General features: G+C 70.4%; 19 protein-coding genes. 5 read left to right on the top strand and 14 right to left on the bottom strand.

The window, feature by feature from the left end; all coding sequences use genetic code 11:
• Positions 1–3: 3 nt before the first annotated feature.
• The 10 genes from ACKTSN_RS41430 to ACKTSN_RS41475 all read right to left on the bottom strand — a co-directional run bounded on the left by ACKTSN_RS41430 (position 4) and on the right by ACKTSN_RS41475 (position 13,064).
• A complete protein-coding gene (locus ACKTSN_RS41430; protein WP_409473767.1) occupies positions 4–978 on the bottom strand; it encodes an alpha/beta hydrolase in 975 nt (324 codons plus the stop codon).
• 225 nt (positions 979–1,203) lie between these two features.
• A complete protein-coding gene (locus ACKTSN_RS41435) occupies positions 1,204–3,258 on the bottom strand; it encodes an MMPL family transporter (RefSeq protein ID WP_409473768.1) in 2,055 nt (684 codons plus the stop codon).
• A gap of 188 nt (positions 3,259–3,446) precedes the next feature.
• Positions 3,447–3,761 (bottom strand): hypothetical protein, encoded by a 315-nt coding sequence (locus tag ACKTSN_RS41440; protein WP_409473769.1) that lies wholly within the window; start codon positions 3,759–3,761, stop codon positions 3,447–3,449.
• Complete coding sequence (locus ACKTSN_RS41445; protein ID WP_409473770.1) at positions 3,758–4,120, bottom strand: ArsR/SmtB family transcription factor; 363 nt, start codon at positions 4,118–4,120, stop codon at positions 3,758–3,760. The genes ACKTSN_RS41440 and ACKTSN_RS41445 overlap by 4 nt, the downstream gene beginning before the upstream one ends.
• Before the next feature lie 160 nt (positions 4,121–4,280).
• A complete protein-coding gene (locus ACKTSN_RS41450) occupies positions 4,281–5,402 on the bottom strand; it encodes an amidinotransferase (protein WP_409473771.1) in 1,122 nt (373 codons plus the stop codon).
• Between the two features lie 110 nt (positions 5,403–5,512).
• A complete protein-coding gene (locus ACKTSN_RS41455; protein ID WP_409475048.1) occupies positions 5,513–6,517 on the bottom strand; it encodes a trypsin-like serine peptidase in 1,005 nt (334 codons plus the stop codon).
• 206 nt (positions 6,518–6,723) lie between these two features.
• Positions 6,724–9,633 carry an ATP-binding protein gene (locus tag ACKTSN_RS41460; protein ID WP_409473772.1) on the bottom strand — a complete coding sequence of 970 codons (2,910 nt, stop codon included), beginning with the start codon at positions 9,631–9,633 and terminating at the stop codon, positions 6,724–6,726.
• A gap of 184 nt (positions 9,634–9,817) precedes the next feature.
• Positions 9,818–10,825: a (-)-alpha-amorphene synthase gene (locus ACKTSN_RS41465; protein ID WP_409473773.1), complete on the bottom strand. Its 1,008-nt coding sequence runs from the start codon at positions 10,823–10,825 to the stop codon at positions 9,818–9,820.
• A 28-nt stretch (positions 10,826–10,853) separates the two neighbouring features.
• The gene (locus ACKTSN_RS41470) at positions 10,854–12,224 is read right to left on the bottom strand and encodes a cytochrome P450 (protein ID WP_409473774.1); all 1,371 of its coding nucleotides are present in this window, start codon (positions 12,222–12,224) and stop codon (positions 10,854–10,856) included.
• Between the two features lie 261 nt (positions 12,225–12,485).
• Positions 12,486–13,064: a TetR/AcrR family transcriptional regulator gene (locus ACKTSN_RS41475; RefSeq protein ID WP_409473775.1), complete on the bottom strand. Its 579-nt coding sequence runs from the start codon at positions 13,062–13,064 to the stop codon at positions 12,486–12,488.
• A gap of 243 nt (positions 13,065–13,307) precedes the next feature.
• Here ACKTSN_RS41475 and ACKTSN_RS41480 point away from each other — a divergent pair, with 243 nt between their 5' ends.
• The 4 genes from ACKTSN_RS41480 to ACKTSN_RS41495 are packed head-to-tail and all read left to right on the top strand — an operon-like array spanning position 13,308 to position 18,100.
• Entirely contained in the window at positions 13,308–13,853 is a 546-nt protein-coding gene (locus ACKTSN_RS41480; RefSeq protein WP_409473776.1) for a 2Fe-2S iron-sulfur cluster-binding protein, read from the top strand.
• Positions 13,850–14,842, top strand: coding sequence for an FAD binding domain-containing protein (locus ACKTSN_RS41485; RefSeq protein WP_409473777.1), 993 nt, complete (start codon positions 13,850–13,852; stop codon positions 14,840–14,842). The genes ACKTSN_RS41480 and ACKTSN_RS41485 overlap by 4 nt, the downstream gene beginning before the upstream one ends.
• On the top strand, positions 14,839–16,974 hold the full coding sequence (locus tag ACKTSN_RS41490; protein ID WP_409473778.1) for a xanthine dehydrogenase family protein molybdopterin-binding subunit: 2,136 nt from the start codon (positions 14,839–14,841) through the stop codon (positions 16,972–16,974). The genes ACKTSN_RS41485 and ACKTSN_RS41490 overlap by 4 nt, the downstream gene beginning before the upstream one ends.
• Complete coding sequence (locus tag ACKTSN_RS41495; RefSeq protein WP_409473779.1) at positions 16,967–18,100, top strand: XdhC family protein; 1,134 nt, start codon at positions 16,967–16,969, stop codon at positions 18,098–18,100. Before ACKTSN_RS41490 ends, ACKTSN_RS41495 begins: the two co-directional genes overlap by 8 nt.
• Before the next feature lie 88 nt (positions 18,101–18,188).
• Here ACKTSN_RS41495 and ACKTSN_RS41500 read toward each other — a convergent pair whose 3' ends face one another.
• Positions 18,189–18,575, bottom strand: coding sequence for a DUF5997 family protein (locus tag ACKTSN_RS41500; protein ID WP_409473780.1), 387 nt, complete (start codon positions 18,573–18,575; stop codon positions 18,189–18,191).
• Between the two features lie 58 nt (positions 18,576–18,633).
• Between ACKTSN_RS41500 and ACKTSN_RS41505 the strand changes: the two genes are divergently transcribed.
• Positions 18,634–19,377: a LysR family substrate-binding domain-containing protein gene (locus ACKTSN_RS41505; RefSeq protein ID WP_409473781.1), complete on the top strand. Its 744-nt coding sequence runs from the start codon at positions 18,634–18,636 to the stop codon at positions 19,375–19,377.
• Positions 19,378–19,386: 9 nt separating this feature from the next.
• Here the strand turns inward: ACKTSN_RS41505 and ACKTSN_RS41510 are convergent, their stop codons facing one another.
• The 3 genes from ACKTSN_RS41510 to ACKTSN_RS41520 form a co-directional block, all read right to left on the bottom strand.
• Complete coding sequence (locus tag ACKTSN_RS41510; protein ID WP_409473782.1) at positions 19,387–22,191, bottom strand: beta-L-arabinofuranosidase domain-containing protein; 2,805 nt, start codon at positions 22,189–22,191, stop codon at positions 19,387–19,389.
• Between the two features lie 132 nt (positions 22,192–22,323).
• Complete coding sequence (locus ACKTSN_RS41515) at positions 22,324–23,019, bottom strand: HAD family hydrolase (protein ID WP_409475049.1); 696 nt, start codon at positions 23,017–23,019, stop codon at positions 22,324–22,326.
• Between the two features lie 34 nt (positions 23,020–23,053).
• Positions 23,054–23,530 (bottom strand): Lrp/AsnC family transcriptional regulator, encoded by a 477-nt coding sequence (locus ACKTSN_RS41520; RefSeq protein ID WP_224735706.1) that lies wholly within the window; start codon positions 23,528–23,530, stop codon positions 23,054–23,056.
• Positions 23,531–23,782: the final 252 nt, after the last annotated feature.

Raw genomic sequence — 23,782 nt, forward strand, 5'->3', positions numbered from 1 at the left:
CCCTCACCGGCCGAGAATCCTGCGCAGCCACTGAAGCTGTGCCGCCCGGGCCGCCTGGGAGAGCGCTGCCTGGGGCGCGAAGCCGTCGAAGCCGTGGAAGCCGCCGGGCCAGACGTGGAGCTCGGCGACCCCGCCGGCCTGCCAGATGCGGGACGCGTAGGTGACGACCTCGTCGCGGAAGGTCTCCGCGGAGCCGACGTCGAGGAAGGCCGGTGGGAGCCCGGAGAGGTCCTCGGCCCGGGCGGGCGCGGCGTACGGGGATACGCCGGGGGCGCCGCGGAGTTCGCCCAGCAGGGCCGTCCAGCCGGTCTCGTTGGCGGTGCGGTCCCACACGCCGAGGCCCGCCATCTGGTGGGCGGACGGAGTGTCGTTGCGGTCGTCGAGCATCGGGCACATCAGGACCTGGCCGATCGGCTGCGGGCCCTTGCGGTCCCTCAGGAGCAGGGCGAGCGCGGCGGTCAGGCCGCCGCCCGCGCTGGCGCCCGCGATGACGATCCGCTCCGGGTCGCCGCCGATCTCCTCGGCGTGCTCCGCGGTCCACAGCAGACCGGCGAGCACGTCGTCCACCGCGGCCGGGTACGGGTTCTCCGGTGCCAGCCGGTACTCGACGGACACCAGAACCGCGTCCAGATCCTCGGCCCAGGCCAGCGGCACGTCGACGCCGGCCCGGTTGTCGCCCAGCACCATGCCGCCACCGTGAATGTGGTAGATCACGGGCAGCGGACCGGACGCGGCGGGGGCGATCGGGCGGCATGTCAGCAGGGACACCTCGGGCGCACCCTCGGGCCCGGGCACCAGCCGGTCCTCCGCCTCGAAGGCCCCGCCCGACGTCAGGTCCACCTCGGCCAGCATCTGCATGGCCGGGCCCTCCCGCTGCGCCTGGATGGTGTCAAGGGTGAACCGGGACGGCATCATCTCTTTGACCAACTCCAGGGCAGCAGCCAGCTCAGGGTCGAACGGGGGTGGGACCAGGGTCATGTCTGTCTCCTCGAGCGGGGAAACGGCGGTTCGTACGACCATGGTCGATGCGCCGGGCGAGCCTCCCACGCCGCCGTACGGCGGAATGTCCCCGCCACTTGGCGGGTGGCGGCCGCGGGCGCAGTCCGCCGCACCGTCCGCATGTGCCGGTGGCGCCAGCGCCTTGGGACGCGGACCCGACGCGACCTGCGTCCCGCATCCCCGAGCTACGTCGTCCGTCTGGCGTCAGGCCGGCTCGTGCGCACGGTCCCGTGCGGAGGGTGAGGCGGGGCTGCCTTCAGCGTCTCCACCGCGGTCGGCCGAGCGGTGGAAGAGCTTGCCCGGCCACCAGAACCAGCGGCCCAGGTCCAGGGCGAGAGCGGGGACCAGGACCGTGCGGACCAGGAAGGTGTCCAGGAGGACACCGATGCCGACGAGCACGCCCATTTGGGCCGTGGTCACCAGCGGCAGGCCGGCGAAGACCGCGAAGGTGGCGGCGAGGACGATGCCGGCGGCCTCCTCCTTCACGCGATGCATGAGGAAGATGTTGTAGTCGATGCCGAGGGCCACCAGGAAGACGAAGCCCATGAGCGGGATCGACCAGTCGAAGCCGGCGAAGCCCAGGACGTGCTCGAAGAGCAGGTTCGAGGCGCCGAGGGCGGCGAAGTACGACAACACCACGGTGGCCAACAGCAGCAGCGGGGCGACGAGGGCCCGCAGCAGCCAGATCAGGACGCCGAGGACGACCAGGAGCACGATCGGGATGACCGTGGTCAGGTCGCGGTCGGCGGCCCGCTGGGTGTCGAGGGTCTGTGCGGTGGTGCCGCCGACGAGGGCGCCCGAGCCACTGACCTTGTGCACGGCGTCGCGGAGCTCGTCGATCGTGTCCTTGGCGGCCTGACTGTCCGGGGCGTCCGCCAACACCACGGACAGTGTGGTGAGTTCGCCGTCCGGGGTGTGGTCGGCGGCCTTCTCGACGCGGGCGACGCCGTCGACCGTGGCCGCGGCGGCCCGGACCTCGGCTGCCTGGCTGGTGCTGGTGACGATCTTCGCGGGGTCCGAGGCGCCCGACGGATAGTGCGCCGAGATCCTCTCCTGGGCGACGACCGACTCGGGCTTGTCCTGGAACATTTCGGCCTGTGTCAGCCCCAGGTTGATGCCGGCCGCGCTGAGGGCGAGGACGCCGGTGGCGGCGACGGACATCATCCACGACCAGCGGGGGCGCCGGGCTACGGCCGTGCCGATGCGGGACCAGACGGTGCGCGCCTTGCGGGCGGGCGTGCCGTGGCGCGGTACGAACGGCCAGAACACCCAGCGGCCCGTGATGACGAGCAGCGCCGGCAGCACGGTGACCATCGCCAGCAAGCCGCAGATGACGCCGATCGCGCCGACCAGTCCCAGCGAGCGCGAGGAGTTGATGTCGGCGAAGGCGAGGCAGGCCAGTCCGACCGCGACGGTGCCGGCCGATGCGAGGATCGCCGGGCCGGAGCGGCCGAGCGCGATGCGCATCGCCTCGTGCCGGTCGGCGTGTCGGTGCAGCTCCTCGCGGTAGCGGGCGATGAGCAGCAGCGCGTAGTCGGTGCCGACACCGAAGACGAGCACCATCAGCACACCCGCGCTCTGCGGGTCCACCGGCAGCCCGGCGTGCTTGGCCAGCAGGTAGGTGGTGACCTGGGTGAGGACGGCCGCGAAGCCGACGGAGAGCAGGGGGAGAAGCCACAGGATCGGGCTGCGGTAGGTGATCAGGAGCAGTACTGCGACGACCAGGGCGGTGGCGACCAGCAGGGTCGAGTCGAGGCCGTCGAAGACCGCGACCTGGTCGGTGAGGGAGCCGGCAGGCCCGCCGACCTCGATGTCCACACCGGGTGGGGCATTGGCTCCGGCGATCTCGCGCAGTTCGTCGATCCTGCCGGTGAGGTCGTCCTCGGTGTCCAGCGGGACGACGATCATCAGGGCCTTGCCGTCATCGGACGGGACGGGCCGCGAGATCTCCTCCCCAGCAGGAACGAACTGCGCGAAGACCGTCCGGTCGGCGGCCGCCTTCGCCTCCGCGCCCTCGCCGGTGTAGACGACGACGGCGGGCATGACCGGGTCCGTACGGAACTTCTCCAGCTCGGTGTTGACCCGCGCGGACTCGGCGCCGCGCGGCAGGAAGGCGTTGGCGCTCGTGTCCTCGACCTCGCCGAGCTTTCCGGCCAGCGGGCCGAGTGCGACGGCCACGATCAGCCAGGCCGCAAGGACCAGCCATTTGCCGCGCCGCCCGCCGGGCGCACGGGTGACGCGCTTGAGCAGCGCACGCATGAGTAGTCTCCTTCGTGGGAGCGTGCCGCCGGTAGCCTGTGCGGCGACCGGCACAGGGCGCACGGGATCGGCACCACGGCGCATGAGGTGTGACGACCTGCCGTGGCGTACGGGATGTGTGTCCGGGGCGTGTGCTTCCTCGGTACGGCCGGGAGTTGGCGCTCCCGGCCGTACGTCTGCGGCCGCTGTTACTCGAGCTCGCGCATCATCTTCTCCATCGAGCCGACCGCCAGCCGGGTCTGCGTCAGTTCGTCGAGGGTCTGGCGCTGTTCCTCGACGGTGCGGCGCTGCAACTCAACGGTGTCTTCGAGGAGTTGCGCGTACTTTGCCGCGAGTTCCTTGTACTGCTCCTCGCGTGCCGCCAGCATGCGGGCCCGCCAGGTGGCGGCGGCCTGCCAGACGATCACGATGAGCAGGGCGAAGAACCCGGCCGCGCCGACGGCGCCGACCAGGACCCCCAGCTCCTCGGCGTCGGCGGAGAGCGTCACCAGTTCCTCATTCACTTCGCTTCCTCTTTCGGGGTCCGGTCGGTCCGGTCGGCGGTCTCAGTGATCGTCGCGGCCGCCCGGGCGATGATGTGGGGTGTCAACTCGTAGAAGAACGGGGCGACTTCGAAGTACTTCATCGCCTTGCCGTCCTGAGCGAGTTCGAGCGTGCCGACGACCAGTCCGGCGGCCTCCAGCCGCTGCAGGTGCATGTGCAGCAGCGGTCGGCCCATACCGATCTCGCGAGCCAGCGCGCTGACGTAGTTCCGGCTCTCCATGAGCGCCGCGATGATCCGCATGCGGTGCGGATTGCCGAGCGCGGAGAGCACCTTCAGCAGCTCGTCGCCCGTCGGTGCCTCAGGCGGGACCTCGGGCATCGCGGCCCCTTTCCGTCGTACCTGTCAGAAAAGGCTGACAGCCCCTCGGGCACCTGTCAAAGATTCCTGACACATCTCGGGGGTAGATGGGGGATCTCTCAGGGTCGGCTCGGGGGCGGAGAGCAGGTGCCGGCGGGCGGTTACGGGATCGGTGGGCCGATCAGGAGAAATAGGATTCGAGCGTGCCGCGACGCCGGATGTCGAGCGTCGCGCAGTGGAACGAGCCGCCGAACGGGGCGTAGTGCAGCAGGTCGCACGGGATCGGTTCGAACCCCCATTTCTCGAGCGCGCGCAGCATGTCGGTATGGTGCCGTTCCGCGATCACCCGCTTTTCGTCGATCATGAGAACGTTCATGCTGAGCCACCTGCCGCACATCGAGGTGATCTTGAGGATCTGCTCGTCGATCGGGTTGGGCTCGGGGGCGACCAGGATGTCCCACGAGTCCAGGACGTCGGGCAGGCGGTCGACGTCGATGTATTCGGGATTGACCAGCGCCTTGCCGGGCGAGAGCAGGACGAACGTCGTGTCGATGTGCATGGGTGTACGGCAGCGGCTCTCGATCTCGTGGATGCGATAGCCGGGTCCGAGATGGCGACGCAACCAGTCGATGCCCATTTGGTTGGTTACGTTGCTCCGCGTAACGAACAGATCCCGTCCCGCGCGCACGAAATCCGCCGCGTCGAACACCGGCTCGAACTCGGTGAGGATGTAGCGCATGGGCTCGCCGGCCTTGGGTGTACGGAAATCCGCCTCGAACAAGGCGTCGGTGAGCTGCGGCTTCGGCGCCGCCGTCCAGCGCGCGCCGCGCCGGAAGTAATCCTTGAGAATTGAGCGATACGAGTGGGTCTCGAAATACCGGCACGGCCAAGCCATCGGTGTCTCGATGACCTCGTCGCCGATCACGAGCATGCTGTCACGCGGACAGGTGTTGCAGAAACCGCGCGATGACCAGTCGGGGGTCCCGAAGCGTTGCCTGTGGTCGACCGCGTCCGGGCGCCTCACCGTGATGCCGAGGGACTCCAGAAGAGCAACGAACTGGTCGAGCTCATGCTGCGCCCGCTCGATCAGCAGGCGCGGATACCTGAAGCCGGAGGCAAGCCCCTGCAGCCGGGCCGCCCAGGGTGGGATGTTGCACGCCACGACCGGGTGCTTGGAGGGGATCGCCGCGCCATCGAGACGCCCAACGATGATCTCCTCCAGCGGATCCCACTCGTTGTGTGAATTGACCGGCGAAACGACAGATTCCTCAGCGTCGTCGGTCGTGAACGATGGCGCCGCCATGCTCAACCACTTTCGATCACGGAAGTGAGTGATTCCCTGCACTCACTACGTTACTCAACGTGGCGTGGCATGGCGGCCCGGGATCACGGCGCGAGGGGCAGGCCGGCCGATCAGGACGACTGGGCGGTCTGGTAGAGGTTCTGCGCGTCCGCCCCGAAGTACGGCCCGTACATGGCGGTCGGCAGGAAGTTGTACTTGAAGCTGTTCACCGACGACTGCAGCCCGGTGCCGGTGGACTCGTCGAACTGGGTGAACCAGGGGCCTCCACTGGAGCCGCCGGTCATGTCACAGGTCAGACCGTGGTCGCTGGACAGCAGGAAGTCCCGGTACGTGGTGCCGCTGCAGTAGATGAACTTCTCGCCGTCGTACGGTGCGGCGGCCGGGAAGCCGAAGGCGTACATGGCCTTGTTGTAGCCGGTGTTGAAGGCCAGGCCCTGGCCGCCGACGACATCGGTCAGCTTCTTGCCGTCCAGCGGGGCCACCACCGCCGCGCCGACGTCGTAGTTGATGTCCTCACTGGCCGTCCACTGCGGTGTGGACAGGGTCTTGGCCGCCGCCCACCTGCCATACGGAGCCTGCCCGTCGTGGTAGCCCGGCACGAACACCCAGTTGGTGTGCCAGGATCCCTCCAGCTTCACGCAGTGGCCGGCGGTGATCACGGTGCTCTTGTTGGCACTGGTGACGGCGTTGCCGGAGCATGAGGCGGTGCGGCCCTGGTAGGTGAAGAACACCCGCCCCGCGGTCTGCACCACGGCCCCGCCCCCGGTCCAGGCGCCGCCGCTGTTGGGGAACGCCAGGGTCCCGACGGCGGATGCCGGAGCGCTGGGCGCGATGATCGCCTTCTTGCCCTTACGAAGGGCTGACGCTCTCACGTCCGAGCGGTCGACGGACAGTACGTCGAGCGGTGTGGCCTGACGCATCCGCTCCGGCGTCCAGAAGCCATGGGCGCGTTCCTGCGCCGAGAGCGGCACGACTCCCGCTTCCGTGTCGGCGGCGCCTGCCGGTGCGGTGGTGACACCGGTGGCCAGCAACGCGGCGACGCCGACCAGAGCGCCGAGAACGGTGCGGCGAACACGGGTGCCGCCGGATGTGCCAAACCTGCGGAGGCTGCCTATCACACGGTCTCCTTCTGCGGTGGGGGCCGGGCGGTGGGGACCATCCGCCCGGGCAGGCAGGGGTGTTACTGCGCGCAGTGAGAAAGGCAGCGTGCCATCGGAAAGCAAGGTTTGGACAGGTGCACGTCATAACGATGGCTGAAAAAGCACACACTCTCTTCGTCGCGAACACGAGGGCGGGCACGCCCTCGGTAAGCGCCGCAGTGTCACGGCCGGGGCCGGGGAAAGGCCTCCAGGGCCCTGGCGAGGCCGGCGGCATCGGTGCCGACCTTGCGGTAGACGGAGGAGAGCAACTGCGTCACCCCTTGCTCGGTGAGGCGCAGATCCTTCGCGACGACGGCCATCGGATGCCCCACGGCCACCATCTCGGCAGCCTTGCGCTCGGGAGCGGTGAGGGTGTCGGTCTGGGCGTAACGCAGGGGCAGCGGCCGTAGGCCGGCCGCGGACAACTCGTCCCTGGCCCGGACGGCGAGGGCCTCGGCACCACAGTGGACGGCACCCTCCAGGCCCTGGTAGAGCCGGTGGGCGGCCTCCTGCAGCCGCCCGTTCCGCGACAGCGCGGCCCCGTGGCCGACCTGGGCACGGGCCAGTTCGTACGCGGCCGGCGACCGCTGCAGATGGTCGACCGCCTCCGCGTACAGCTCCAGAGCCGCCGGACCTCCGGTCGCCTCCGCCTCGGCGTGCAGCGCCTGACCGATCGCGGAGGCCGCACCGAAGTCCCGGGCCCGCTTCACCGCATGCCGGGCGAGACGGACCGCCCGGTCGGGCGCGCTGGGGGCAAGCGCGGACGACAGGTCCAGCTGCCACGGGCACCAGGCGGGGTTGCGCCAGGCCCGCGCCTCCAGCCGGTCCCCGAGGGCGGTCAACAGCCCTTCCGCTTCGGCGAGCCGGCCCTCGGCCAGCAGCAGTTCGGCGTACACCGTGCGGGGATCGGGGTAGACGACCGCGTTCGGGACGACCTCGCCATAGCGGTACGAGTCCGCGAGCCGGCGTGCGTCCTCGGTTCGGCCGCGGGCGAGCAGGGTCTGGATGAGGATGCCGATGGCGAACCATTGGGCGGGGACGGCGCCTTCTACTCGCTCGGCGGTGCGCAGGCCCTCGCGTACCCAGTTCTCTGCCTCGGCGAGCCAGCCGCGGCGGTAGCGGATGTAACCGAACAGGGTTTGGCCGACGGCCAGGTGGGAGCCGCGCCAGCCTTTGCGCTCGCACTCGGTCATGCCCTTGGTGAACAAGTCCTCGGCACGTCGCGGCTGATCGCAGTACATGAACGCCAGAGCGACGGAGACAGGTACCTCGAACCCCCGGTTCTCCTCGGTCCAGCTCATTCCCCCGCGCAGGGCTTCTTCGGCATACGAGAGGACGGTGTTCCGCGGCTCGCCGCGCACCAGTGCGTCCCAGGCCCGCAGCCCCAGGATGTAGCGCTCCTCCAGACCGCGGCCGGTGAGCCGCTGGGCCAGCCGCGCCAGCCTGCGCGAGCGGGCGGGCGAGTCCGGCTCGTCGGTCCGGAACATGCTCCAGACGAAATGATCGGCTTGCATCCGCAGGCGTACGCGCGGACTGGCGGCCTGCCGAGCCTCGTCCGCTGCCACGCTCGCCGCCTCAGCCATCCGGTCGGTGTGGGCCAGCGCCTGGGCCAGTCGGTAGACGATGGAGGCACGCAGGTCGGGGTCGACTCCGGGTTCCGCCAGCGCCTCCCGGAGATGGCTGACCGTGGCTGTGGGCTCGATCAGGAAGGTGGAGCACGCGAGTTCATGGAGGAGTGCGGCTCGCTCCTCCGGATCGGGTGGCTCCTGCAGAGCGCGGGCCAGCAGGCGTCGGGCGGCCTCCGGGGCCCCGGCGCGAAGGGACTCGCGGGCGGCCTCGCGCAGGCAGGCGACCGCCTCATGGTTGCCTTCGCAGGGAACCTCCAGCAGATGCCGGGCGGCGGCGGTCGGACCGTATCCCGCCGCACGGACGGCCACCGCGGCCGCATTGTGCAGACCGACTCGCAGGTGAGCGGGGATGGACCGGTAGATCGTCGTGGCGATCAGTGGGTGAACGAATTCCAGACCAGCGCTGGGGCCGGCGCCGTCGGCCAGGATCCGCGCGGCGCGCAGTCGCTCCGTCGCTTGCGCGGCTTCCTCGCTGCCGACCACCGCGATGGCGGCCGCCAGCTCCGGTGAGAAGGGAGCGCCCAGTACGGCCGCGGCCTGCGCGAAGCGGACCGTGCTGGTGCCGAGCCGCTCGAGCCGCTCGATGATTCCGGGCCCCTTGACCGCCGCTGCGAGATCCCGCATCGCGAACAACTCGTCCGGTGCGCCGGTCAGGTTCCGCTCGCCCAGCCTGATGGCGAGTTCGACCGCCTCGAAGGGGCTGCCGCCGGTGACCGCCCAGCATTCGTCGCAGAACTCGTCCTCGGCCTCTTCCCCCACTTCCTCCCGGACGAGCCGCGCCACGCCGGCCGCGGAAAGTGGAGCAAGGGAGTAAGGGCGGTTCCCCTCACGTTCGACCAGAGCGCGGAACGGGGCGGCCTCCGGCGGCAGTTCGTCCGGCCGGTAGGCGACGACGATCAGGAGCGGGAGGACTTCGGACCGTGGGGCGAAGGACGTGAGCCAGCCGAGGGACTCGGCATCGGCCCAGTGGAGGTCGTCCAGGAGCAGGACGACGGGCGCTTTCATCACTGTCAGTCGGGTCATGACCCAGTCCAGACCGTCGCGCACGCCGGTCGGATCCGGCACAGTGCCGGTCTCCTTCGCCTCCAGTCCGAGGGCGGCGGCGACGATGTCGTACCAACTTCCCAGGAAGGTACGCAGTTCCGTGGCGTCCATGGTGGCCAGGGCGGGCTGGACGAGCTGCCGTACCACGTGGAACGCCAACTCCTGTTCTTTCTCGCCGCCTCTGCCCGAGAGCACGGTGAACCCGTGTGCGACGGCCCGAGCCCGTGCCTCCGCCATGAGCCGTGTTTTTCCATGCCCGGCCGGACCGGTGAAGGCGAGCAGTCTGTCCTGTCGCACGCGCGGCGCGCCATGGGCGGTGCTACGCAGGGCCGACAACGCGGCATCCAACGCCCGGAGTTCCCGATCGCGCTCGAACAACGACCTTGATTCGATGATCGGTTGTCGCGACCCATGCGCCATGTGCGCTACCGCTTCCTGTCAGTGATTCTCGCAGGACAGCGCCGAGAGTACGCCGTTGTGGACGCCCCGTGGTCGTATTGAGGGCCGAGGACGACAGGGAAGGGTGAATCGACCGGCAGAGTGGTTTGACTGTCCAGTCCTTGGGTAACCTGGCCCGTTTGGCTCCCCCTTGGGAAGTCAAGCCTCACGTCAGCATGGGCGCCGTCCCGGCGTCCGCATAGCGCGGCACGGTGCGGGACCAGTAGTAACAGCCGCGGATCCAGCCGACCATGCCTTCCACGTAGCCGATGCCTGCGGGTGTGAGCTCCGGCTTGATCTTTTCGTAGAGCCTCTCGAACTCACGGATCGTGCCGTTGATCTGCTGTACGGCCAGCGTGACGGCCACCGGCAGTGAGCACTGATGTGCGCGCTGATGGGCCAGGGCGAGGTTGATGATTCCGCCCGACCGCTGTTCCTTCACGGCGGAGAACAGATCGGCTGTCCACACCGCCGCATCGACCGACAGGCGCCGCAGGCGCCTTGTGACGGGGTGATAGAGATCCCCGGGGGCGAGCTCGCAGGGCTGGGCGGCCTCGTACAGCGGGTAGAAGGGATCGACGCCCGCCGTGAGCGCGCGGATCGAGGTGCACAGCCCGGTGGGTATGGAGGCGGGGTGGGTCTGCGCCACGGCTTCGTACAACAGGCCGTGCACGTACTCGCAGCTCCGCCAGACCCATCGCTCGGCCTGTGCGGGCGTGCACCTCTCCCCGACCTGGCGGTGGAGGTCGGCCAGGGCTGCTCCGAGGGGCGTGCTGGGCGGTCGGCCGTCCCGGAGAATGCCGATGCTCTCGCACAGCATGGGCAGCAGCCGGCCCGGCCAATGTCGACCGAGCTCCTCCGCCGTGTCGTCGAAGACGAACTGGTAGGCGATCTGATTGGCCACGATCTGGAGGATGCCGGAATCCACCGTCGGGCTGTTGTAGGAAGCGAGTTGGGCCGGGCGAGTGCGGGCGATCATCTCGGCCACGGCGGGATCGTCGGTCAGTCCCCATGTGTGCAACCAGGCGTCGACCCCCTCCGCTGCCTGGGGTTCATGGGGATTGCTGAGAAACGGGAAGGGCATGTAGAGGGAGACCTCGATGAGTTCCTTGAGACTGCCTGCCCGCATTCCGCTGGGCGGTGCGGCCGGAAACTCCTCGAACACCGTGGACATCTTCGTCACCTGCCATTCGGAAGTCCTGTCATGTGCGCTGACGCGGTTCGCAGATCATCTCCAGCGACCTGGGTCCCAACGTCACCGCAGGGCGCGGGGGACCGATGTGCCTCGACACCGGGCGCAAGCGCCAGCGACCGGCAATTGTCGCGAGGGCCACGGTGGCCTCCGCCATGGCGAAGGTGTCGCCTATGCATTTGCGGTTCCCCGCGGAGAAAGGCAGCATCGCGCCCTTCGGTACGGACGTGGCCCGCTCCGGAAACCAGCGTTCCGGAAGGAACGCTTCGGGCTCGGGAAAGGACGCCGGATCGTGGTGCAGGAGGTACGGGCTGTACAGCACGGTGGCTCCGCGGGGCAGCCGGCGGCCCGCGAACTGCGTTTCCTCGGTGGTGACCCGGGTGAACAGCCAGCCGGGTGGATGCACGCGCAGCGTCTCGGTGACCACGCAGCGGGCGTGGACGAGACGCGCCAACTCCTCCGGTCCCGGAGCGCGCTGACCGTCGAGGACCGTGTCGACTTCGCGGTGGAGGCTGCGTTCCGCCTCCGGATTCACCGCCAGGAGGCGGAAGGCCGAGGCGAGACACATCGCCGTGGTCTCGACCCCGGTGAGCAGGAGCGTGATGAGCTGGTCGTGGATTTCCTGCTCGGTGAGCCCTTCCGCTCCGTCGCCGCGGCGCTCGGCCTCCAGCAGGGTTCCCAGCAGATCGTTGCGGGGTGTGCCCTGCCGACGCTCGGCGATGAGGGAGTCGACGAGCGAGTGCAGGCGTACGAGCGCGTCCCGGTAACGGCGGTTGGCGGGTGTCGGGACACGGAACGGGGCGTCCATCGGCACCACCGTGCGGACGAAGAGGCCCCGCACGACGGTGGCCAGGCTCTTACGCACTGCGGCTGCCCGCTCCGCGTCCAGCGAATCGGAGAACAGCACCCGGCTCGTCACCCGCGTCGTCAGACCCATCATCGCCGCGGTGACATCGACCCTCTCTCCCGGCCGCCACTCGCGGCACAGCGCGTCGGCCTCCTCGCCCATCAGTTCCGTGTACGCGGCGACGCGGGCCGGGCGGAAACCGGGCTGCAGGAGAGTGCGTTGCCGGCGATGCGCGCTCTGGCGGCAGGTGACGAGGCCGTCGCCCATCAGTGCGCCGAGGCGGTCGTACAGCGGACCGCCCTTGTCGAAGGTGTGCGGGTCCATCAGCATCTGGTGGACCAGTTGAGGATCACAGGCCACCCAGGCGCGCATGGGGCCCAGACGTATCTCGACCAGATCTCCGTGGGCGGGAAGGGAATTCAGAAAGTCCAGCGGACGTCGGAACAAGGCGATAGCATGACTGACGAACGGTAATATGCCCGGCGCAGTACCCACGGTCCATATCCGCCCCGGTTCGGTCACAGTGCCGCCCATCGAATACCCCCCTGCCTCAGTCGACCCATGGAAATCGGTGATCGCTCACCGACCTGGCGCCTGAATCTTTGTTCTGCCCAGTCCAACCCGCCGTCGGCTCCTGAATCACCTTTCCGTGGGGGCGCACAGGAGCACGAAGAAGCACGGGTGAACGGCTGTTGATGCGGGCTACACCGCATGGCTGTTGACTTCTGCAGAAGGTGTGCAGAAGGCGGCGGAGGCACATATGGCTCGTCCGGCGCCACCGCGCCGGGATCCGTGTCACCGCCCGGGTGCTCCGGCGCGCAGTCCGTCCATGACGAGGTCCACGAGCCGGGTGGCTCGCGGCTGCCAGTCGCCGCGGGGGTCGATCTGCCAGAGGCCGAAGAGGGCGAGGAGGAAAACGTCCGCGGTGACTCCCGGGCGGATGGTGCCCGCCTCCTCGTTGGCGCGGAGCAGGAGTTCGGCCGCGGCGATCACCGGGGTCGGGCCGGGTTTGTGGATGGTCCCCGGCGGGTTGGTGGCCAGCCGTATCGCGTCCGCCAGGCCGGCCTTGGCCATGGCGAACTGGGCGAAGCGGTCCATCCACTCCCGTAGAGCCCGGTCCGGTTCCCGCGTCTCGAGCAGTTGGGTCGCGTAGTCGGCGACCTGCTGCATCTCGTGGCGGTAGACCTCCAGGACGAGCAACTCACGGTTGGGGAAATGGCGGTAGAACGTGCCCTGACCGACGCCCGCCTTCTTGGCGATCGCGCTCAGCGGGGTGTCCGCGGAGCGGGTCAGCTCGGCCAGGGCCACCTCCAGGATGCGCTCGCGGTTCCGCTGTGCGTCCGAGCGCAGAGGTGTGTGCTTCTTCTCCTGCACTCGTCCTCCTGGCCGGAAGCACGCCTTGCTAAGCGGACAGTCTGTCCGGTACGTTTTTCTGTAGCGGACAGACTGTCCGCTTAGGGTCACCATACCGACGGACGAGCCGATATCGCCATGTGTGGCGCCATCTCCCTGCCTCTCGACTCTTCTGATACGTCCATCGATCTATCGATACGTTCCGATTCGTCTGCCTGCCGGACCGTCCCCGACGTGCTCCGGATACGCGAAAGAAGGCTGATCATGGCCCCATCGACGTCCAGCGACATCACCTTGACCATCAACGGCGAGAAATATCCGCTGACCGTCGACCACCGCACCACCCTGCTCGACGCACTGCGCGAGCGTCTCGATCTGACCGGCACCAAGAAGGGTTGTGACCAGGGACAATGCGGCGCATGCACTGTCCTGGTCGACGGGCGACGGGCCGTGGCCTGTCTGCAACTGGCGGTGGCCGCCGAGGGGCGGGAGATCACCACCATCGAGGGCGTGGCCGACGGTGAGCGGCTGCACCCGGTGCAGCAGGCGTTCCTCGACCTCGACGGCTACCAGTGCGGCTACTGCACGCCGGGACAGATCTGTTCGGCCGTCGCGATGATCGAGGAACACGCGGCGGGCTGGCCCAGCGCCGTCACCGACGACGTCCGGCCCGAAGCGGGGCCGCCACCCCTGACCGCGGACGAGATCCGGGAGCGGATGAGCGGCAACCTGTGCCGCTGTGGTGCGTACGTGTCGATCGTCCAGGCCGTTGCCCAGGCCGCGGCGGTGGACGAGGAGGCGGCGGCATGAGGGACTTCGGCTATCAGCGGGCCCATGACGTCTCCGGCGCGGTCGCGCTGCTCGGCGCCGATCCGGACGCGCGTTTCCTCGGCGGCGGCACCAATCTCGTCGACCTGATGAAGACCGGCGTCGAGCGGCCCGCCCGGCTCGTCGACGTACGTGAACTGCCCCTCGACCGGATCGAGGTGACCGAGGAGGGCGGCCTGCGCATCGGCGCGACCGTCACCAACAGCGACCTCGCCGCGCACCCCGAAGTCCGCCGCCGCTACCCGGCGTTGACGCAGGCGGTCCTGGCCGGCGCCTCCGGACAGCTGCGCAACATGGCCACCGTCGGCGGAAACCTGCTCCAGCGCACCCGCTGCGGCTACTTCGCCGATGTGAGCAAGCCCTGCAACAAGCGCGTCCCCGGCAGCGGTTGCCCCGCCGTCGAGGGCGAGCACCGCAACCACGCCATCCTGGGCGCCTCCGAGCACTGCGTGGCCACGCACCCCTCGGACATGGCCGTCGCCCTCACCGCCTTCGACGCCGTCGTCTCGTACGAAACGGCCGACGGGCCGGGCGAGTTGCCGCTCACCGAGTTCTATCTGCCGGTGGGCGACACGCCCCATCTGGAGACCGCGCTGCCGGCGGGCGCGCTGATCACCGGCGTCATCCTGCCGCCCGCCCCGGTCGCCGCCCACTCGCGCTACCGCAAGGTCCGCGAGCGCGCCTCCTACGCCTTCGCGATCGGCTCCCTCGCCGCAGCGATGGACGTCCGCGACGGGGTCGTACGGGACGTACGCCTCGCCCTCGGTGCCGTCGCGTCCCGGCCCTGGCGGGCCCGCGAGGCCGAACGCCTCCTGACCGGGGGACCGGTGGACGCCGAGGCCTTCGCCGCCGCCGCGGACGCCGAACTGGCCGCCGCCCAACCACTGCCCGACAACCGATACAAGGTGACCCTGATGCGCAACCTCGTCGTGGCCGTGCTGACCGAACTCGCCGAGGAGGCCGCCCGATGACCACGGCCACCCGCCTGACGCCCTCCGTCGGCACCGCCCACTCCCGTGTGGAGGGCGTGGACAAGGTCACCGGCGCTGCCCGCTACGCGGGAGAGATCCCCTTCGCCGAACTCGCCCACGGCTGGCTGGCGTTGTCCACCGTGGCCCGCGGCCGCATTCGCTCGGTGGAGGCCGACAGCGTCCTGGGGATGCCCGGCGTCCTCGCCGTTCTGCACCACGGCAACGCCCCCCGCGTCGACACCGACCACGTCGGCCTGCTGGGAGTGAAGCCGGAGCCGACCACCGCCCTCTTCCAGCACGACCGCGTGCCGCACGTGGGCTGGCCGGTGGCGTTGGTCGTCGCGGAGACGTCCGAGCAGGCCCGGGAGGCCGCCGAGGCGCTCGTCGTGACGTACGAGCAGGAGCCGCACGACGTCGCGTTCTCGGCCGGACGCCCGGACGCCTACGCGGTGGACTCCCACATGCCGGGGGTGACGGAGAAGGGGGACCTGGAGTCCGAACTCGCCGCGTCCGCCGTCGTCGTGGACGCCGAGTACACCACGCCCGAGGAGCACCACAACCCCATGGAGCCGCACGCGGCGACGGCCCACTGGGACGGCGGCCGGCTGGAGGTCGTCGACTCCAACCAGGGCAGCACCTGGGTCGCGCAGGAGCTGGCGGCGCTGTTCTCCCTCGAACCGTCCGCCGTGCGTGTGCGGTCCGAACACATCGGCGGCGGTTTCGGGTCCAAGGGCGTCCGCGCACACCAGGTGGCCGCCGTGATGGCCGCGACCGCCCTCCAGCGCCCGGTCCGGGTCGTCCTCACCCGCCGCCAGATGTTCTCGCTCGCCGGCTACCGCAGCCCGACCGCCCAGCGCGTCCGGCTCGGGGCCGACGCCGACGGACGGCTGCGCGCACTGGAGCACCACTCACTGAGCGTGACGTCGACCGTGCACGAGTTCGTCGAGCCGAGCTCCGGGCCGGCCCGCGTGATGTACGACGCCGACGCCCACCGCACCGCCAACGAGGTCGTACGACTCGATGTGCCGACTCCGACCTGGATGCGGGCGCCGGGCGAGGCACCGGGCTCGTTCGCGCTGGAGTCGGCGCTCGACGAACTCGCCGAGAAGTGCGGCCTCGACCCGATCGAACTGCGCACCCGCAACGAACCCGAGGCGGGACCCGTCTCCGGGCTGCCGTTCAGCAGCCGCAACCTGCTCGCCTGCTTCCGGGAGGGCGCCCGCCGGTTCGGCTGGGCGGACCGCGACCCGCGCCCCGGACTGCGCCGGGACGGACGCTGGCTGCTCGGCACCGGCACGGCGGCGGCCTCGTTCGGCGCCGGGGCCGCGCCCTCGACGGCGGCCCTGACGGCGGAGGCGGACGGCACCTTCACCGTGCGGATCACCGCGTCCGACATCGGGACCGGGGCGCGCACCGCGCTCACCCTGATCGCCGCCGACGCACTCGAGGTCGCGCCGGACCGCGTCCGCGTCCGCATCGGGGACAGCGACTTCGGTTTCGCGATGATCGCCGGCGGCTCGATGGGCACCCGTTCCTGGGGCTGGGCGGTCATGGCCGCCGCGCAGGAGCTGCGGGAGCGACTCGCCCTGGGCGGCGGTATTCCGCCCGAGGGCATCACGGTCCGCTCGGACACCTCCGCGGCCGTGGGTGCCCTCGCACAGAAGGAACGGCACTCCTTCGGAGCGCAGTTCGCCGAGGTCGCCGTGGACGTCACCACCGGTGAGGTGCGCGTCCGGCGCATGCTGGGCATGTTCGCGGCCGGGCGGATCGTCAACCCGCTGACGGCGCGCAGCCAGTTCGTCGGCGGGATGATCTGGGGCATCTCCATGGCCCTGCACGAGGAGGCGGTCCGCGACCGGACTTCGGGCGGTCACGTCGGCGCCGACCTGGCCGGCTATCACGTCGCCGCGCATGCCGACGTGCCGCACATCGAGGCGGACTGGGTGGACGACCCTGACCCCGACGACCCGGTCGGCATCAAGGGGATCGGCGAGATCGGGATCGTCGGTGCGGCGGCGGCGATCGCCAACGCCGTCTGGCACGCGACCGGCGTACGCCACCGGAACCTGCCGATCCGGCCCGACCGCGTCCTGCTGGCCGCAGCCGCGGGCACCGGAGCCCGGGATGCTTGACATCGCCGAGGAGCTCAACCGCTGGGTGGCCGAGGGCCGGGACTTCGCGGTCGCCACCGTCGTCGCCGTCGGCGGCAGCGCGCCGCGTGATCCCGGCGCCGCCCTCGCCGTCGACCGTGACGGCACGGTCATCGGCTCGGTCTCCGGTGGTTGTGTCGAAGGGGCGGTGTACGACCTGTGCGTCCAGGCGCTGCAGGACGGCGAGACGGTTCGCGAGCGGTTCGGCTACAGCGGTGAGGACGCCTTCGCGGTCGGGCTGACCTGCGGCGGGGTCATCGACGTACTGGTCACGCCGATCGCGTCCGGCGACAGGGTGTTCGCGGCGGCGCTGTCGGCCGCCGCGCAGGGCGAGCCGGCCGCGGTGGCCCGGGTCGCCCGCGGTCCGGCCGGACTCCTCGGCAGTGCCCTGTTCGTGCGGCCCGACGGAACGACCGAGGGCGGTCTCGGCGGTCACCCGGAGCTGGACCGGACGGCGGCCGCGGAGGCCCGCGCCCTGCTGGACTCCGGCCGCACCGGCACGGTCGAGCTGTCGGAGGACGGCTCGCACTGCCCCGGCGGCCTCACGCTGTTCGTCGAGTCCAGCGTGCCGCCGCCACGCATGATCGTCTTCGGCGCGATCGACTTCGCCGCGGCGCTCGTGCGCGCGGGCAAGTTCCTCGGCTATCACGTCACCGTGTGCGACGCCCGCCCCGTCTTCGCCACGCGGGCCCGCTTCCCCGAGGCGGACGACATCGTCGTGGACTGGCCGCACCGCTATCTGCGGGGTACGGCGACCGATGCGCGCACGGTCCTGTGCGTGCTCACCCACGACGCCAAGTTCGACGTACCACTGCTGAAGGAGGCCCTGCGGCTGCCGGTCGCGTTCGTCGGCGCGATGGGCTCGCGCCGCACCCACGCCGACCGCAACCGGAGGCTGCGGGAGGCAGGCGTGAGCGAGCGGGAGCTGGCCAGGCTCAGGTCCCCCATCGGCCTCGATCTGGGCGCCCGTACGCCTGAGGAGACCGCCTTGTCCATCGCGGCGGAGATCGTCGCGACCCGGCGGGGCGGCACGGGCGTCCCGCTGACCGGCTCGGGCACGCCCATTCACCGGGACGGGTCGGAGCGCGGCGCTCGGGAGGCCGCCTGAGACCGCCGGTCCACTCCTATGCGGGAGGGCCCCGGTCCGCAAACGGGGCCCTCACCCGCGTGCACGGTCTCGGTGGCGGAATTCCGCGTCAGTGATCGCCCTGCTCGGCGCTGCGCGCCTTGAGCCGGGCCGCTTCCTTGCGGACCTCCGCCTGGGTGGCGCGCTCCTTCTCCAGCCACTCGGGCCGCTCCGCCTTCAGCGCCTCGATCTGCTCGCTGGTGAGCGGCTCCGTCACCCCGCCGCGTGCGAGCCCCGCGATGGAGACGCCCAGCTTCGCCGCGACCACCGGCCGCGGGTGCGGGCCGTTGCGTCGCAGCTCCCGCAGCCACTCAGGCGGATTGGCCTGGAGCTCGTTCAGTTCGGCGCGCGAGACGACTCCCTGCTGGAACTCGGCGGGCGTGGCGGGGAGGTACACACCCAGCTTCTTCGCCGCGGTCGCGGGCTTCATCGTCTGGGTGGTCTGGTGCGACTTCATGCTGTCCAGACTATCGGCCGGATACGAGACCTCCGACCACAGCCGGTAACCTGGCGGGGTGACAGGCTCGGAAGCACACCCTTCGTTCCGGCTCGCGTACGTCCCTGGGGCGACACCCGGCAAGTGGGTGCGGATCTGGAACGAGCGCCTGCCCGACGTCCCCCTGAACCTCATCTCCGTCACGGCCGCCGAGGCATCCGATGTGTTGCGGGACGGCGCGGCGGACGCGGGGATCGTACGGCTGCCGGTCGACCGTACGGTCTTCAGCGCGATCCCCCTCTACACCGAGACGACGGTCGTCGTGGTCCCCAAGGACCACCTCCTGACCGCGGCGGACGAGGCGACCCTCGAGGACCTCGCCGAGGAGGTCGTCCTCCACCCCCTCGACGACGTCCTCGGCTGGGAGCAGCCCCCCGGAGAGCCCGCCTTCGAACGCCCCGCCACCACCGCCGACGCGATCGAACTCGTCGCGGCGGGCATCGGCGTCCTCGCCGTCCCCCAGTCCCTGGCCCGCCTGCACCACCGCAGGGATCTGACCTATCGGACGCTCGTGGACGCCCCGCAGTCCGGCGTCGCCCTGTGCTGGCCGGAGGACGCGCACACCGACCTGGTCGAGGACTTCATCGGCATCGTCCGCGGCCGCACCGTGAACAGCACGCGGGGCCGCAGCCGGCAGGCGGCGCAGCCCAAGGAGAAGCGCCGCGACGAGGCCGCCGCACGGCGGAAGCCGGCGGCGAGGAAGAATCCACGGTCGGGCACCGCCAAGAGCGGCCACCGCGGCAAGCCCCGCCGCCGTTCCTAGCGCCCGGAATCAGGGGACGTACGACGCCTGCTCCGCCGTACGCACGACCCGGTCACCGTCGGCCCGGCTGAGCAGCCCCGCCGCCACCCAGGCGTCCACCGTCGTCCGCACCCGCGTGACCAGGACGTCCTTGCTGCTGAACGGCGCCCCCGCCCACACCTCGTCGAGCAGCGTCGTGCCGTCCGCCTTCGCGGGGTTGGCGACGCCCGAGACGGTGTTGCCGAAGACCACCCGGGGTTCGGCGCGCCGGAAGTAGGCGTGGGTCGGTTCCTCGGTGCCCTCGAAGAAGGGGACGAACTCCGTGCCGTCGAGCGTGTAATGGAGCGGCTTGCCGGTCACGGGAGTGAGCGAGGGCAGCAGGTCGCCGGAGAGGGCGGCATTGCGGTACAGCCCGAACTCCAGGTGAGTGGTGACGGAGTTGCGGGCGACCAGGTTGACCGGCCCGTAGAACAGGGTCTGCAGGGACGGGTCGTCCAGAGCGCGCTCGACCCGCAGCCGGAACGGGATCGTCACCCGCACGGTGTCGCCGTCCTGCCAAGTCCGGGAGACGGCGAAGTAGCTGCCGGGTCTCGGAGTCCCGCCGACCGTCTGCTCGTTGACGGTCACCCGGAAACCGGCCGTCGCCCAGGACGGCACCCGCAACCGCAGCTCGAAGGCCCCGCTGCGGCCCCGGACGGTGAGCGTGCTGCCCTGCTCGCGCGGATAGTCGGTGGTCTGCGTGACGGTGACGCCCTTCTCCGCCCAGTCGAGCGTGGAAGGGCTGTACAGGTTGACGTACAGGGCGCTGCCGTCGGCCTTCCTGAAGTACACCGAGTCCTGGTACTTGGTGGCGCTCTCCAGGCCCGTGCCCTCGCAGCAGGTGGTGCCCTGCTTGGGCGTGTAGTCGCGCACGTGGCCCGGGGTCAGCCCGATGAAGTAGGTGACCAGCGGCTTCTCCGCGTCCGCCGAGTCCTGCTTGGAGCCGAGGACCTGGTTGTAGAGGGCCCGCTCGTAGTAGTCCAGGTACGCCGGTTCCTGCTCGTGGAAGAAGAGCATCCGGCTCAGTTTCAGCATGTTGTACGCGCAGCAGGTCTCTGCCGTGGTGGCGCTGATCGTCCCCGCGATGACACCAGGCGCCCGCCAGAACTCACCCGTACTGGTGCCGCCGATGCCGTACATGCGCTGCGGTACGACCATGCCCCAGAAGTTCCGGGCGGCGGTGAGGCAGCGCTCCTCGCCCGTCGCGTCGTACAGCCGGACGAGGCCGGTGAATATGGGGATGTGCTGGTTGGCGTGCAGGCCGTCGAGGGTGTCGGTGTTCGCGGCGCAGGCGTCGATCAGCTCGTCCAGGTCGAACAGGCGGGCCAGCGTGAGGTGTTCGGCCTTTCCGGTGATCGAGTGCAGGTCGACGATCGCCTCCACGATGCCGCCGTACTCGCCGCTGGAGAAGAGCCCCCACATGCGCTGCCGGGTGGCGTCGGGCAGCCTGGACAGCCGGGAGTACATCCAGTCGCACATCCCGGAGGCGAGGTCGAGCGCCTGGTCGTCGTCGGTGGCGAGGTAGGCGTCCAGCAGCCCGCGGAGGATCTTGTGCGCGGTGTAGTACGGCGCCCACACCTTGGTGTAGTCGGAACTGGTCATCGACTCCAGCTGGATGAACTGGGTCTCCGGATACGCCGCGAGGAAGCCGGGGTGGCTGGGCCCGCCCCAGGTGCGGCGCAGGGTGGCGTGCAGGCCGCGGCCGGAGGCGTCCGTGAAGGTGGCCCCGGTGGTCTCGTCGAAGGCGTACGACGCCCGGTCACCTCGTCCGGCGGGGGTGTCGGCGGCCCGATTGTTCTGCAGTGCGGCGATTTCGTCGGGGGTCAGGGCGCGTGACCAGACGTTGAACTCGTCGAAGGCGCCCGCGAAGACCGGGTCGGCGGAGAAGTGGGAGCGGCCGAGCCAGTTGTCCGCCGGGGTGCCCAGGGCCGCCGGGGTGAGGGTCATCGCCGTGTTCCGCGCCACGGCCGAGCCGTTGACGTACAGCGTGCCCGTGCCGTCGGCGATCGTGACCGCCAGGTGGCTCCACCGGTTCAGCGGCAGGGCGGAGGTGCCGTCGAGGCCCTGCTCGGCTCCGGGGCCGCCGGTGGTGAGGGCGAAGCGCGGCACACCGTTCGCGGTGCGGGCCGCCAGGTACATGTAACGGGTCGTGTTGTCGCCGAAGTCGAAGATCCTGGCCCAGTTGCCCTCGTGGGTGGGCTTGACCCAGGCGGAGAGGGTGATCGACCCGGCGCCGTCGAGCACGCCGCTCGGCAGGTCGACGAACTGGTAGGAACCGCGTACGTTCTCCGCCGCCGAGCCGAATCTGCCGTCCACGGCGAGCACGGCCGGGTCGCGTCGCAGTGCCTCGCGCACCTCGGCGAGGGCTTCCACCATGGTGCGGATCCGGTCCGCGTACACCTGCTCCCCGGTGCCCGCGTGGGCCTGGGAGAGCATGGTGAGGAAGTGGCCGGTGTAGTGCCCGCGCAGATTGCCGTTGGCCTCGCCGTCCAGCCCCTCCCAGCCGCCGGGCGCGACCGCGCCCCGGGTGGAGAGGCCGGCGTTGGCGCGGAAGACCTGCAACAGCCGGTTCACGTCGTAGCCGCGGGCGTGATCGAGCATCAGCTGCCGTTTGCCGGCGAAGATTCCGTCCCCGAGCCTGACGTCCTTGAGGTGGAAGGGCTGCAGCGTCCACGACGCCGGCGGCGGAGGCGCGGCCGCCGACGCCTGCGCGGACGCCGTGGCGGCGAATCCGGACGCGGCGGTGGCGAGCATCGCCGACTGCAGCACGGTCCGTCGGGAGAGAGGCGATGCCATATGCTCCTCCATGTTCGATATTACGAACGATGTGCGGATGATCGACCAGACCGTAGGGGTGGGACGGGAGGGCGTCAACGGTTCTGACGGGTTCGACAGCGAGTTCCGCAACCGGTGCGCTGCGGTTGGGGTTCAGGACGCCCGAGTCGTGCGCACGAGCCAGTCGTACGCCGCCCGTGCCGTGAACTCATCCTGGCCGCCTCGCAGCAGGAGGTCGGCGGTCGCGAACTCCGGGGCGTCGGCCTGCGCGGCCACGTAGGGGAGCGCGATGCAGCGCATGCCGGCCGCGTGGGCGGCGGCCGCGCCGGGAGCCGCGTCCTCGACGACCACGCAGTCGGCGGGGTCCGCGCCGAGCCGGCGGGCGGCCTCCAGGAAGACGTCGGGGGCGGGCTTGCCGTGCGCGACCTCGTCCGCCGAGACGACCGTTCGCAGCTGGGCGTCCAGGCCCGTCCCGACCAGGATCGCCGCGATGGCCTCGGGCGACGAACCCGAGGCCACGGCCATGGGAACGCCGTCGGCGGCCAGCAGCTCGACGAACTTGCGCATCTCGGGGTACGCGCGCGTGGAGGCGCGGGCGAGCTCCAGGTAGCGGCGGTTCTTGGCGGCGAACAGGTCGTCGACCAAGGCGCGCAGCCCGTAGCGCTGTTTCCAGTGCGCGACCGTCTCCTGGGTGCTGATGCCGATGTACTGCTCGTGGTCGGCCCACGTGAAGTCCGGTACGCCGTGCTCGGCGAGGATCTGCCGGCCCGCTTCGTAGTAGTTCGGCTCGCTGTCCACGAGCGTTCCGTCGAGATCGAAGATGACCGAGATGTCGCCGAGATTGCTCATGCGGGTCATGATGCCAAGGGTGTCCGTGCCGTGATCATTGGGCGGCCGCCCGGCCGATCGACTCGACGAGCGGCAGCAGCCGGTGCGGCACACGTTCGCGCAGGGCCACCTCGGTGCGGGTGCGGACGACCCCGGGCAGGCTGATCAGCTTCTGGATCACATCCTCGAGATGGGCGTTGTCACGCGCCACGACCCGGGTGAGCAGATCGCCGCCGCCCGTGATCGAGAACGCCTCGACGATCTCCGGTACGGCGGCCAGTGCGTCGCCCACGTCGTCGAGGTGGCCCTGGGTGACCTCGATGTGCACGAACGCGAGCACCGGGTGGCCGAGTGCGGCGGGGGAGAGCACCGGGCCGGTGCCGGTGATCACGCCGTCCCGTTCCAGGCGGTCGAGGCGGGCCTGGAGCGTGCCGCGGGCCACCCCGAGGAGACGGGCGTACTCCCGCACACTCGTACGCGGCTGCTCCAGCAGTAGCCGCAGGATGCGGGTGTCCAGCTCGTCCACGGCCATGGCACCCTGCCTCCCTTCCGCCGAAGATCACAGCCGACTGTACCAATGGCCCAGCGGGACGCAGTCGGGCTGGGCCGTCCGACGTCGTCCGTTGGCCTGGTGGAGAGTCCTGGGAAGTCCTTGCTGCTGTGCCAATGGACCAGTGAACTCGGAGCCACTTGAGCCAGTGGCGGAAGTGATGCTGTCATGGAGGCGTCGATGGCGCTGCGGATCCCGCGGCGCCTTTTTCATGCCGGTCATATGCAAGGGGTG

The sequence above is a fragment of the Streptomyces flavusporus genome (assembly GCF_046267975.1).
Lineage (GTDB): Bacteria > Actinomycetota > Actinomycetes > Streptomycetales > Streptomycetaceae > Streptomyces > Streptomyces flavusporus.

Excerpts from the sequence above, each read along its gene's own strand:
- ACKTSN_RS41430 (WP_409473767.1), bottom strand. The coding sequence starts at position 978 with ATGACCCTGGTCCCACCCCCGTTCGACCCTGAGCTGGCTGCTGCCCTG.
- ACKTSN_RS41435 (WP_409473768.1), bottom strand. The coding sequence starts at position 3,258 with ATGCGTGCGCTGCTCAAGCGCGTCACCCGTGCGCCCGGCGGGCGGCGC.
- ACKTSN_RS41445 (WP_409473770.1), bottom strand. The coding sequence starts at position 4,120 with ATGCCCGAGGTCCCGCCTGAGGCACCGACGGGCGACGAGCTGCTGAAG.
- ACKTSN_RS41450 (WP_409473771.1), bottom strand. The coding sequence starts at position 5,402 with ATGGCGGCGCCATCGTTCACGACCGACGACGCTGAGGAATCTGTCGTT.
- ACKTSN_RS41460 (WP_409473772.1), bottom strand. The coding sequence starts at position 9,633 with ATGGCGCATGGGTCGCGACAACCGATCATCGAATCAAGGTCGTTGTTC.
- ACKTSN_RS41465 (WP_409473773.1), bottom strand. The coding sequence starts at position 10,825 with ATGTCCACGGTGTTCGAGGAGTTTCCGGCCGCACCGCCCAGCGGAATG.
- ACKTSN_RS41470 (WP_409473774.1), bottom strand. The coding sequence starts at position 12,224 with ATGGGCGGCACTGTGACCGAACCGGGGCGGATATGGACCGTGGGTACT.
- ACKTSN_RS41480 (WP_409473776.1), top strand. The coding sequence starts at position 13,308 with ATGGCCCCATCGACGTCCAGCGACATCACCTTGACCATCAACGGCGAG.
- ACKTSN_RS41485 (WP_409473777.1), top strand. The coding sequence starts at position 13,850 with ATGAGGGACTTCGGCTATCAGCGGGCCCATGACGTCTCCGGCGCGGTC.
- ACKTSN_RS41490 (WP_409473778.1), top strand. The coding sequence starts at position 14,839 with ATGACCACGGCCACCCGCCTGACGCCCTCCGTCGGCACCGCCCACTCC.
- ACKTSN_RS41495 (WP_409473779.1), top strand. The coding sequence starts at position 16,967 with ATGCTTGACATCGCCGAGGAGCTCAACCGCTGGGTGGCCGAGGGCCGG.
- ACKTSN_RS41500 (WP_409473780.1), bottom strand. The coding sequence starts at position 18,575 with ATGAAGTCGCACCAGACCACCCAGACGATGAAGCCCGCGACCGCGGCG.
- ACKTSN_RS41510 (WP_409473782.1), bottom strand. The coding sequence starts at position 22,191 with ATGGCATCGCCTCTCTCCCGACGGACCGTGCTGCAGTCGGCGATGCTC.
- ACKTSN_RS41515 (WP_409475049.1), bottom strand. The coding sequence starts at position 23,019 with ATGAGCAATCTCGGCGACATCTCGGTCATCTTCGATCTCGACGGAACG.
- ACKTSN_RS41520 (WP_224735706.1), bottom strand. The coding sequence starts at position 23,530 with ATGGCCGTGGACGAGCTGGACACCCGCATCCTGCGGCTACTGCTGGAG.